General features: G+C 41.9%; 9 protein-coding genes and 1 pseudogene. 7 read left to right on the forward strand and 3 right to left on the reverse strand.

Translation table 11 applies throughout. The features are described from left to right. The first annotated feature begins 179 nt into the window (after positions 1 to 179). The gene (gene truA, locus HMPREF9999_RS06220; RefSeq protein ID WP_009437656.1) at positions 180 to 908 is read left to right on the forward strand and encodes a tRNA pseudouridine(38-40) synthase TruA; all 729 of its coding nucleotides are present in this window, start codon (positions 180 to 182) and stop codon (positions 906 to 908) included. A 20-nt stretch (positions 909 to 928) separates the two neighbouring features. Continuing rightward, positions 929 to 1849, forward strand: coding sequence for an EamA family transporter (locus tag HMPREF9999_RS06225; RefSeq protein WP_009437657.1), 921 nt, complete (start codon positions 929 to 931; stop codon positions 1847 to 1849). A 203-nt stretch (positions 1850 to 2052) separates the two neighbouring features. On the opposite strand, the gene HMPREF9999_RS06230 is transcribed toward HMPREF9999_RS06225, so the two are convergent. From HMPREF9999_RS06230 to HMPREF9999_RS06240, 3 genes and pseudogenes are all read right to left on the reverse strand, one after another. Beyond that, on the reverse strand, positions 2053 to 4455 hold the full coding sequence (locus HMPREF9999_RS06230; protein ID WP_009437658.1) for a carboxypeptidase-like regulatory domain-containing protein: 2403 nt from the start codon (positions 4453 to 4455) through the stop codon (positions 2053 to 2055). 23 nt (positions 4456 to 4478) lie between these two features. Then, positions 4479 to 6186, reverse strand: a pseudogene (locus HMPREF9999_RS10905) (phosphotransferase). A 4-nt stretch (positions 6187 to 6190) separates the two neighbouring features. After that, positions 6191 to 6931 (reverse strand): 16S rRNA (uracil(1498)-N(3))-methyltransferase, encoded by a 741-nt coding sequence (locus tag HMPREF9999_RS06240; protein ID WP_009437661.1) that lies wholly within the window; start codon positions 6929 to 6931, stop codon positions 6191 to 6193. A 109-nt stretch (positions 6932 to 7040) separates the two neighbouring features. Here HMPREF9999_RS06240 and hpt point away from each other — a divergent pair, with 109 nt between their 5' ends. From hpt to proS, 5 genes are all read left to right on the forward strand, one after another. Next, the gene (gene hpt / locus HMPREF9999_RS06245) at positions 7041 to 7580 is read left to right on the forward strand and encodes a hypoxanthine phosphoribosyltransferase (RefSeq protein ID WP_009437662.1); all 540 of its coding nucleotides are present in this window, start codon (positions 7041 to 7043) and stop codon (positions 7578 to 7580) included. A 107-nt stretch (positions 7581 to 7687) separates the two neighbouring features. Beyond that, complete coding sequence (locus tag HMPREF9999_RS06250; RefSeq protein WP_009437663.1) at positions 7688 to 8257, forward strand: adenylate kinase; 570 nt, start codon at positions 7688 to 7690, stop codon at positions 8255 to 8257. A gap of 30 nt (positions 8258 to 8287) precedes the next feature. After that, positions 8288 to 9445, forward strand: a complete 1158-nt coding sequence (gene obgE, locus HMPREF9999_RS06255; RefSeq protein ID WP_044063236.1) for a GTPase ObgE — start codon at positions 8288 to 8290, stop codon at positions 9443 to 9445. Between the two features lie 46 nt (positions 9446 to 9491). Next, positions 9492 to 10262, forward strand: coding sequence for a peptidoglycan editing factor PgeF (gene pgeF, locus HMPREF9999_RS06260; protein WP_009437666.1), 771 nt, complete (start codon positions 9492 to 9494; stop codon positions 10260 to 10262). 157 nt (positions 10263 to 10419) lie between these two features. After that, positions 10420 to 11901 (forward strand): proline--tRNA ligase, encoded by a 1482-nt coding sequence (gene proS / locus HMPREF9999_RS06265; RefSeq protein WP_009437667.1) that lies wholly within the window; start codon positions 10420 to 10422, stop codon positions 11899 to 11901. Positions 11902 to 11928 lie beyond the last annotated feature (27 nt).

Raw genomic sequence — 11928 nt, forward strand, 5'->3', positions numbered from 1 at the left:
TTTTTCTTTACTTATGATTTTGCGCAAGTGATGACTTTTCTTGTATTAAGCTGCAATTCCGAGGAAGCTTGGTTGGTGGCATACTGCATCCTCTTTCATACTAAGTCGCTAGTAAGTGCGGAGATTGATTTTTATCCGAAAATATAACTTGCATCTCTCTGCACTATAAATTATATTTTATGCGTTACTTTATCACCTTTTCTTACGACGGTACCAATTATCATGGATGGCAAGTCCAACCCAATGCAAACAGTGTACAAGCCCGCCTGAATGATGCCCTAACGAAATTGTTGCCAGTTCCCACAGAATGTGTTGGAGCTGGGCGAACAGACACTGGGGTTCATGCATCTATGATGGTGGCTCATTTTGATACTGACCAAATCTTGGATGAAGAAGCTTTTGCTTTCAGATTAAATCGCATAGTTCCTGCAGATATAGCCATTGAGAAAGTGGAAAGAGTGGCGGATGATAAGCATGCGCGCTTTGACGCGAAACAACGAACATACCATTATTATGTCTATTCTAAAAAGAATCCCTATCGTCGCCATTACGCAAACAGATTGTCTTATGTGCCAGACTATGATTTGATGAATGAAGCTGCTAAAGTGTTACTAGATGTCGATGACTTTACTAGCTTTTCTAAAGTAAACAACGATCAAAAAACCAATATTTGCACTGTAACTCATGCACAGTGGGCGCAGATAGACGGAGATTATTGGAGATTTGAAATAACTGCTAATCGTTTCCTGCGCAATATGGTGCGTGCAATAGTTGGGACTTTATTGGAGGTTGGAAGGGGACGTATGTCTGTGAAAGAATTTCGAGAAGTTATTATGGCGCAAAATAGATGCTCTGCAGGTGAAAGTGTTGCAGGTAACGCTTTATTCTTAGTTGATATCCAGTATTAATAGCTAGTGCAAATTTAGTCATGTGGTTTTTTCTTGCCGTTGTTTCTGCTATCTGCTTGGGATTTTATGATGTATTCAAAAAAATATCTTTGCGTGATAATGCAGTGCTTCCCGTGTTGCTGCTCAACACTCTTATTGGTAGTCTCTTGTTTCTCCCTCTAATTCTATTATCACATGTAGGTTTGGTATCTTCGGAGAGTCATTGGTTTGTGCCATCTTCAACCATAGAAGTACATTCTTGGGTCTTACTCAAAGCCATAATTGTATTATCTTCTTGGATTTGTGGTTATTTTGCCATGAAGCATTTACCGATAACATTGGTGGGTCCCATTAATGCTACACGGCCAGTAATGACCTTATTGGGCGCTATGCTAATTTTTCACGAGCAGTTTAATGAGTGGCAGTGGGTTGGTGTTACTTTAGCTATTTTCTCCTTCTTCTTGATGAGTAGAAGTGGCCGGAAAGAAGGAGTTCTTTTCTTTCGCAATAAATGGATTTTTCTCCTGATGCTAGCCGCGATACTTGGTGCATGTAGTGGACTTTACGATAAGTTTCTGCTCCGTAGTTCCGATTTAGGTGGGTTAGGTCTCAATCCAGTCTTCGTACAATCGTGGTTCAATATCTATCAGTTTGGATTGATGGGTTTGATTTATGCTTTTCTTTGGTGGCCTGTTCGTAAAAGTACTACACCTTTTCAGTGGAGATGGTCGATTCTTGGCATTAGTATTTTTTTGGCCTTAGCAGATTTAGTCTATTTTTATGCGCTTACAGATCCTGATGTACTAATAGCTATTGTTTCGATGACGCGCAGAAGTAGTGTATTAGTTAGTTTTCTCTTTGGTGCTTTTTTATGGCACGAGAATAATATTCGTGCAAAGGCTATTGATCTTCTCTTAGTTTTTATCAGTCTATTGTTTCTTTGTATAGGAGCAATGAAGTAAAAAGTTCAATTTAGTTGTTTAGAGAACTACTTACGACACAGTTTCTGCTTTGTTTTCAAACTATACTACTTAAAAGGATGGATTGGTTGAAAGACCAATTCATCCTTTTAAGTTATTCATTAGCATAGACTTCATTTACTATTTAGATTCTGTGAAGTGTAATATCCCTCTGCAAGGAGAGCCTATTTTATGAGATCATTGAGTCAGAATTGCAATGAGAACCTGAGATTTAGTTGACGTCCAGTTAAATAATTGGGCACCGCGTGTTGTATGTTGCTAACATCAGTAATCCAATAGTAGGAACTGACGTTTCTGATGCCTAATAGATTGAAGCAGTCAAGACCAATCCAGGCGTTGCTCAGCCATCGTCCTGGACCAATGACTGGGCGACGTCCATCTTTTAACTGGACTTTGAACAGATGATAAGCTAAACCTATATCAACACGTTTGTAGGAAGGGGCACGGTAGATTAGTGAGTTTTGACTTGAGTGGGGAGGAACAAAAGGAAGTCCACCAGTTAAAGCCCCTCGCAGAGTTACAGCCCAGCGGGTACTACCTGGAAAGTAGTCTGTGAAGAAGAGAGAGAGGTTATAAATCTGATCAGTAGGTCGAGGAGTCCATGATCCATGTAACTTCTCTTTAGTTCGCATCAGAGAAAGGGTCAGCCAAGAGTCTGTTCCTGGTACAAACTCTCCAAAGAGCTTAAAGTCAATACCTGCCGCAAAGCCATTAGTGGTTTTGTCACCCTCGTATACTATTCGTACGTTGTCTACGCTATAAGGGATGAGGCGAGAGAAGTACTTATAGTAGGCTTCTGCTGTTAGTTTAAAAGGTCTGTTCATCATGCGAAAAGCATAGTCACTGCCTATTACAAGCTGGAAAGAACGCTGACTGCGAGCTTGGGTGTTTAGCAAGACTTCAGTAACGCCATTACGCATGGTTGTTTGTCGCAATTCTTTGTAGAAAGGAGTCTGATAGTACCATCCTGTTGCTAGACGAAAAGTCCAATTGTCGCGGCGTGATGGTATAAACCCAATTGAAAAACGAGGAGAGAAGAAGGACTCAGAATTCCAATTCCTGTATGTAAATCTCAAGCCGTATGTGATATTAAACAACCCAATAGCAGCATTCTTGCGATAAGTATCTTGGAGGAATGCTTCAGTAGTATGAGCCGTCAGTCTGTTTTCTGAATGTAGCGAACGAATAAGCTGTAATGTTTCTGCTGAATGTGGCAGTGAATAACCTGAGGAGTCACGCATCTCCCATTCTCTTGATCGCTCCATAGCATATTCTTTTCTCCAGTCAATGCCAGCTGACAACTGGTGACTATATAAACGAGTACCGAAGCGAAGCCCCAATTTGAAAATTCGAGCATTTAAGAAATTACGTGCATGTTCCATGTAAGTCCCCACACCTAAATGCGTAGTTGTCGTAGCTTCACTTAGCCAGTATTGCCCTTGAATATCATAAGTTTCTCGTTCATTAGTTGAAAAATTTGAAACTTGGGCAGCTAAATAAGTAGATGAGGTTAGGTGTCGTGTGAGGGTTGCAGCTGTAAATAGGGATTGGAATCGATCCTCTTCTTTGCCATCAAAATATACTTTGAATGAACGCGCATCGAACAAGGTACCAAAACGTGTTTCACGGTCTTGAGGAACAAAGGAATAACGGTTGTCTGCGAAATTACCTAATACATCAAGTGACCATTTAGCAGAAGGCTTCCATGATGCAAAGAGTTGGTAATCCAAAAAGTTTGGATTATACTCTCCATTTGTGTCAAGAGAACCAAGTAAATAACTAGTAGTCTTATAGCGGATGCTACTCATGAGAGAGTATGTTCCCTTTTTATTCCCCCAACCAGCATACAGGCCACCACCTAAAAGTGAAGCGTTTGCGGATGCTTCAAAGCGGTCAGGGCGTTTATAGCTAATATCTAGTACTGATGACATTTTGTCACCATATTTAGCTTCAAAACCACCTGCAGAGAAGCGGATGCTTTCTACCATGTCGCTATTAATAATAGAAAGACCCTCTTGCTGTCCCGAACGAACTAGTTGAGGGCGATAAAGTTCAATACCATTAAGATATACGACATTCTCGTCAAAGGAACCCCCTCGTACGTTATATTGAGATGAAAGTTCACTATGAGTCGAAACCCCTGCTTGTGCAGTAACAAGCTCTTCGACGGCATTACCAGTAGTGGAAGGGGCTTGACGATTGGAGTCGAGTGTAATTCTTTGAGTTGTGCCCAATTGTTTGCCTTGCGCTTTGACTACCGCTTCACCTACCATAACAGAATAGTCGGGAAGAATGAAGTCAATGCGTACAGAGTCTTTGGGGGCTAGTAGTGTCCGTTTACGAGTTTCGTAGCCTATCATGCCACAAACTACTATAACGCTGTCAGAAGAAGCACAATATAAGCTGTATTCTCCTCGAAGATTACTCACTGTTACTACTGCTGTGCCGGCTATGCGCACAGAGGCAAGCTCTATGGGTAAACCATGGGTATCGCGAACGGAACCAAAAATCTTGACCCGTTGGGCAGACGCCGTGGCTATCAATAGAGTGGTAAAGGTAAGAAAAAGGAGAAGACGTAAACGAAGCATATAAGAATAACGATAAACAAGTCTTAATATTGTGCTGCAAATGTCTGGCGAATGCCTTGTTCGCGATGTTCTAGTATCACAGCTATCCCAAATTTCTTATGAAGATGCTCCGCAAGGTGTTGAGCTGAATATACGCTACGATGTTGCCCCCCTGTGCATCCAAAAGAAAACATCAAGCTGGTGAAACCGCGTTCCATATAGCGAGATACATGAACATCTGCCAGCGCAAATACGTGCTCTAAGAATATGAGTATTTCTCCATCATTCTCAAGAAAATCAATGACAGGTTGGTCTAGTCCCGTAAGTTGTTTGTAGGGTTCGTAGCGGCCAGGGTTATGTGTGCTACGACAATCAAAAATGTATCCCCCACCATTCCCGCTTTCATCACTAGGGATGCCTTTCTTATAGGAAAAACTGAATATACGTACTACAAGATTATTCTTACTTTCTATTGTATCTTTACTATGCATGATTTGATTTATATTGTTGAAATAATGGTGATTGTGCTAGTCCTAATAGAATTTTCGAGAGTGTGGGATATTCTTTAGTTGTTCCGTTTTCTACTAATTGTACAGCTTGTTTTAATGCTAGTGGAATAGATTGTAAAAAATATGGTTTTCGTTCGTACAGACCGCGGAGACCATAAGCTCCCAATACTTGCAAGGTGCGGAATAGAACGAATAGCTGGAGGTCTGTTTGGAACTGTGTACGATTGATACAGGTTAGTGTGGATACTTCATCTAGATACTCTTCTACCAGAGTGCTACGCAGGGCATCCGGGTATTGAGCAGAAGCTTGCCAGAGGAAAGAAGCCACATCGTAGTGTAATGGTCCTCTTCGTCCACTTTGAAAATCTATGAGCCATGGTTGGCCATCATGAATCATTACGTTTCTAGCTTGAAAATCTCGATACAGGAACGTCTTCCCTTCTTTGTCACATTGAAGCAAACGTCTAGCAAAAGAATCAAAGTCGTCTTCTAAAGCCATTTCGTCAAACGGTAAACCTGAGGGCTTTAGAAAACAATATTTGAAATAGTTCAAATCGAACATTATAGACCGCTGATCAAAAGAATGAGGGGGGATTAAATGGCTTGTTTCAAGCGATTCTCCCCCTTTTATTTGTATTCTTGCTAAAAGTCTAATCGTCTTTCGAAGTAGGTCGAACCCTTCACAGGCTATTGGGGCTACAGATGTGGGACAATGGGAGGGATAGTCTTTGTCTCGCAACAACTCTCGGAGATGTTGATAGGAATCTCCGAGAGTTGTTGAAAGTTCTCCGACTTTTGCCGAAAAGTCTCCGAGATGTTTTGAGTATTCTCCGAGTTTTCTATCGGAACCTTCTACTTTCGTGTTTCTGTTATGGCAAACTTCTTTTGGCGATAAGTCAAGTGAATATCCCACTTTCTTCCAAGAAGCAAGTTTTTCATGAAGAGAGAGGTCTCCTAGGTCAGTTTGTAAATAGCAGTGATGATCTTCTGATATAGCGTAAATCTGAGGTACTGGTAAGGAACCAGCGTAGAAATGTTGAGATAGATAGATGAATGCATCATTCTCTTGGGGGTTGCTACCATAAGCTCCTACAACACTAGCTCCGTTTGCGCGAAAGAGTCTGATGTAAACCCGATTGGATCCAGCACTATGTAAGATTTGTGTGGAAGCTGGAGCCTCTCCAAAGTGATGTTCAAAAAGAGAGAGTAGTGCATTCTTCGTTTGTTGGAGAAAATCATCCATATCGTTAATGCGCTTTTTTATGGTTCATCAATTGTACTGCCACAAGTGCTGCTGTTTCAGTACGTAAGCGACTTTGACCAAGAGAGATACTCTGAAAACCAAGTGAGCTGGCTAATCCTACTTCTTCAATGGAGAAGTCACCTTCAGGCCCAATGAGAACAAGGCTAGGGCGGTTTTTTTGTACTACATCAAAGAGGAACGGTTTTTCTGGCGTGCCATCTATGTCGTTTTGTTCGTAGCAATGGGCAATGTACTTGTCACCTTCAAAGGGTGTCGAAACAAAGGATTTGAATTTTTCCATTGAATAAATAGTTGGAAAACTGCCTTTGTGACTTTGTTTTGCAGCACTAACTACTATTTTTTCGATACGCTCTGTTTTGAGAACACGGCGTTCAGAGTTACAGCAATCAAGAAAGTGTAATCCATTGAGGCCGATTTCAGTTGCTTTTTCTGCGAACCATTCTATTCTATCCATGTTTTTAGTGGGAGCAACAGCAAGATGAATATTACTTGCCCAATGCTGTTCCCATGGATAATGACGCTCTATTACAACAAAACACTGAGGATGACGCCCCATTCCAATGGCAGAAATTGTACAATCGAAGAATGTGCCTTTGCCGTCTGTCGCCCACAAAGAGTCACCTTCTTTACGGCGCAACACACGCACCGCATGAGCAGCTTCCTCGTCTGGAAGTTGGAGTGTTTGTGCCAGATTAGGAGCGTAAAACAAATGAGATTCCTTCATGAAGTGGTTATTTTGTCTGCGAAGGTACGATTTTTCTTCAGAAAAGGGATAGAAATGCACGAACTTCGGCTTTTTTTTCCTACTTTTGCAGACAAATTTTTATCACTCTATGGATCTCGTTACCGTAAAAGACAAACAATTCGCCATCTCGCTCTCTGAAGAACGTATTCGTCAGCGTGTTGCTGAGACGGCAGCTCAGATCAGTCAAGACCTCGAAGGGAAAAATCCAGTATTCTTGGCAGTATTGAATGGTTCTTTCGTATTCGCAGCTGATCTTATGCGTGGAATTTCTATTCCTTGTGAAATCAATTTCGTGCGTTTCTCTAGTTACGAAGGTATGAATAGCACGGGAAGTGTTAAAGAGCTTCTTGGACTCAATCAAAGCCTCAAAGGACGTACTGTTGTAGTGATAGAAGATATCATTGATTCTGGTCTGACTATGCAAGAGCTTTTGGTGTATCTACAGAAGTTTGAGCCTACTGACTTGAAGGTTGCTTCTCTTTTGGTTAAACCTGGTAACATGCAGGTGAAGCTAGATATAGATTACACTTGCTTTGAAATCCCCAATGATTTTATCGTAGGATATGGTTTAGATTATGATGGCTTCGGACGTAATCTGCCTGCAATCTATACTGTCGTAGAAGGATAATTTTTATTTAAGAACGATTCCTGATGCACAAGCACTACGTCCTCAGGCTAAGCAATAGAGGAATCTACTTTTTAATTGATTAGATAATACATTTTCATCCTATAATAATGAAAAATCTCGTTATCTTTGGTGCGCCTGGTTCAGGTAAGGGCACGCAAAGCGATATTCTCGTAGAAAAATATGGTTTTGATCACATTTCCACTGGTGATGTGCTTCGTTCGGAAATCAAAGCTGGTAGCGATTTAGGTCGTACAGCGAAGGAATATATTGACAATGGTCAGTTGATTCCAGATTCTTTGATGATAGATATTTTGGCTGCAACTTACGATGCATTACCTAAAACCCAAGGTGTTATTTTCGATGGTTTCCCCCGTACTATCCCACAAGCAGAGGCACTAAAGGCTATGCTCGCAGAACGTGGTACACAAGTACACGCTATGCTCGAACTCAACGTTCCTGACGAAATGCTTATGGAGCGTTTGATTAATCGTGGTAAAACGAGTGGTCGTGCAGATGATAATGAAGAGACCATCGCAAAGCGTCTTGGTGTTTATCACAACCAGACCATGCCACTCATTGAGTGGTACGAGCAAGAAGGTCTTCGCAATGCAGTGAAGGGTTATGGTTCGCTCGAAGAAATCAATGCAAACTTGTGTGCGGTTATTGATGCCCTCTAAGCATCAGGTGTCGTGCCATAAATAATCTCGATGGAATCAAATTTCATTGACTACGTAAAGATATATTGTCGCTCAGGTAAGGGAGGTCGTGGATCGATGCACATGCATCGTGGTAAGTACCAACCTTTGGGTGGCCCCGATGGTGGTGATGGTGGTCGCGGAGGTAATGTTTATCTTCGTGGCAACCATAACTATTGGACGTTGTTACATCTTCGTTTTGATCGACATGTATTTGCAGGGCATGGAGGCAACGGAGGAAAATGCTGTAGCCACGGAAGTGACGGAGAAGATAAGTATATTGACGTCCCACCAGGCACAGTTGCTTATGATGCAGAGACTGGAAAATACTTGTGCGATGTTGTAGAAGATGGACAAGTTGTCATGCTTCTCAAAGGAGGACGTGGGGGATTGGGGAATTTCCAATTCCGTACGGCCACAAATCAAGCACCTCGCTTTGCGCAACCAGGAGAACCTATGCAGGAGATGATGGTTGTGCTAGAACTCAAGCTACTTGCTGATGTAGGTTTGGTTGGCTTTCCCAACGCAGGCAAATCTACGCTTGTGAGTGCCTTGTCAAATGCTCGACCCAAAATAGCCAATTACCCCTTTACTACGCTTGAACCTTCTTTAGGTATAGTACCTTATCGCGATGGTCGCTCTTTTGTAATGGCTGATATTCCTGGCATTATTGAAGGGGCTGCAGAAGGCCGTGGTTTAGGGCTTCGCTTTCTTCGTCATATAGAGCGTAACTCGCTTTTGCTCTTTATGGTGCCAGGAGATACAGACAATATCAGACAAGAGTATGAAGTCCTACTCAAAGAAGTAAGACAGTTTAACGAAGGTCTTCTTAATAAGCATCGTATATTAGCTGTCACTAAAAGTGATTTGCTGGATGAAGAACTGATAGAAATGCTTAAAGAGGAGCTTCCTGAAGATCTTCCTGTGGTGTTTATTAGTGCTGTCACAGGATTTCACATTCAAGAGCTCAAAGATTTACTCTGGCAAGAGTTAAATAGTGAAAGCAATAAACTTCAAAGTGTCGCAGAGGGTGGAAGTATTGTGCACCGCGACCGGGAGGTAGATCATTTTGATCGCGACTTCTCTGATTGGGCAGATGATATTGTAGAGATTGATGACGATGATATTGAAGAGCTAGAAGACTATGAGATTGAGGATGTGGAAGATTGAGCAGTCATTCTCATTTCAGAGTAGCGACAACTATTAGATTTAGCAAATGAACTTGCTTGAATATCATTTAGGTAAAGGTGTACGCGCTTTTTCAACCCTTCGGAATAGTGGAGGAGTAGGGGAAGGAGCGTACGCCTCTTTTAATATTACGCCTTATTGTGGTGATGCTCCTAACAATGTACTTCTATGTCGTACAGAGCTAGCCCAAGAATTAGGGATAACAGAGCAGAGAGTTGTTCTCCCATTTCAAACACACACCAACCAAGTAAAGGTTGTAGAGGAGAGTTTTTTTGATTTTCCTCTTCAAGAACAAGTAGCTTATTTGGAGGAAGTTGATGCCTTAGTAACTCGCTTGCCTGGAGTCTGTATTGGAGTTTCGACAGCTGATTGTGTTCCCATACTTCTATATGATTTCGAGCAACAAGTCGTTGCAGCTGTACATGCTGGATGGCGCGGGGTGGTGGGGCATATAGCTCGAAATACAGTAGAAGAGATGAAAAAGCTGGGGAGCAATGTCAGTGACATTAGAGTCGTCATCGGACCTAGTATAGGGCCAGCATCCTTTGAAGTCGGAGATGAAGTGGTGAGAGCTTTCTTAGCTTCAAATTTTCCTGATAGAGTCATACTTCATAATTATGTTAAACCACATATTGATTTGTGGGCATCCGTTGCTTTTGAACTTGAAGAGATAGGTGTTAACTTGCAGAATGTGCAAATTGCTGGTGTTGATACCTTCACGCACTCTGATAGTTTTTTCTCTGCTCGTCAATTAGGACTGAACTCTGGACGAATCTTTAGTGGGATTTTGCTGCAATAACTAGGCTTATATCAGCAATATTTCGTAAATTTGCCGAGAAATCTGCAGTTTACTCTGTCGTTTTCATCGTTAATTCTTACTTTTTACCGAAGCTCTTATGACCAGTTTGAGTCTTTCGGTTATTTCATCACGTTAATAAGACACATTCAATATATACATGGCCAAAGAACTCAAAGACCTTACCAAACGTAGTGTCGACTACTCTCGTTGGTATAATGAATTGGTGGTAAAAGCTGACCTCGCAGAACAGTCTCCTGTGCGTGGTTGCATGGTAATTAAGCCGTATGGCTACGCCATTTGGGAAAGCATTCAACAGAACCTTGATGCTCGCTTCAAAGCAACGGGGGTTCAAAATGCCTATTTCCCTCTGCTTATCCCTAAGAGCTATCTCTCAAAAGAAGCTGAACATGTAGAGGGCTTTGCTAAGGAATGTGCCGTAGTAACCCATTATCGTCTTAAAACCAATGATGAAGGTAATGGCGTGGTAGTAGATCCCGCTGCTAAATTAGAGGAGGAACTTATCATTCGCCCTACTTCTGAGACAACGATTTGGAATACGTTCCGTGGGTGGATTCAATCTTGGCGTGATCTTCCTTTGCTTTGTAATCAATGGTGCAATGTGATGCGTTGGGAGATGCGTACACGTCTATTCCTTCGCACCTCAGAATTCCTTTGGCAGGAAGGTCATACTGCGCATGCTACCCGTGAGGAAGCCGAAATTCGTGCAAAACAGATGTTAGATGTCTATGCTGATTTTGCTAAGGATGTACTAGCTATTCCTATGGTTAAGGGAGTGAAGAGTGCGACTGAACGATTTGCTGGTGCGCTTGATACCTATACCATTGAAGGCATGATGCAGGATGGAAAGGCTCTTCAAAGCGGTACTTCTCACTTTTTGGGACAAAACTTTGGTAAAGCATTTGATGTTAAGTTTGTCAACAAAGATAATCAAGAAGAATATGCTTGGGCTACTTCTTGGGGAGTCTCTACTCGTCTTATGGGGGCACTGATAATGAGTCACTCTGATGATAATGGCTTGGTGCTTCCTCCGCATGTTGCTCCTATTCAGGTGGTGATTGTTCCGATTTTCAAGAATGGAGAACAAGAGAAATTTGATGCTGTGCTTGGCGAACTTACTAAGAAGCTCCAAACTAAGGGGATTCGAGTGAAGTACGACAACGCTGAGAACAAACGTCCAGGATTTAAGTTTGCTGATTATGAATTAAAAGGTGTCCCTGTACGTCTCGTAATGGGTGGCCGAGACTTAGAGAATGGAACCATCGAGGTAACGCGCCGTGATACTTTAGAGAAAGAGACTTTGTCTTTCGAGGGTATAGAAGAGCGCGTAGTTAGTTTGTTGGAAGAAATCCAAGAGAATATCTACCAAAAGGCATTGAAACTTCGTGAAGAGAAAACTTATACTTGCACCACTTACGATGATTTTAAAGAGCGTATCAAAGATGGTGGTTTTTTCGTTTACGATTGGGACGGAACTCCTGAAACTGAAGCTCAGCTTAAAGCGGATACTCAAGCAACAATTCGTTGTATCCCCAATGATGTGTCACAAGACAATTTGGGAACTGACATGATTAGCGGAAAACCAGCTGTTGCACGTGTCTATATAGCTCGAAGCTACTAGTTATCAGTAGTGATAGCTGTGATTTAC

Origin of the sequence: Alloprevotella sp. oral taxon 473 str. F0040 (genome assembly GCF_000318095.2) — a bacterium.
Taxonomy (GTDB): Bacteria; Bacteroidota; Bacteroidia; order Bacteroidales; family Bacteroidaceae; genus Alloprevotella.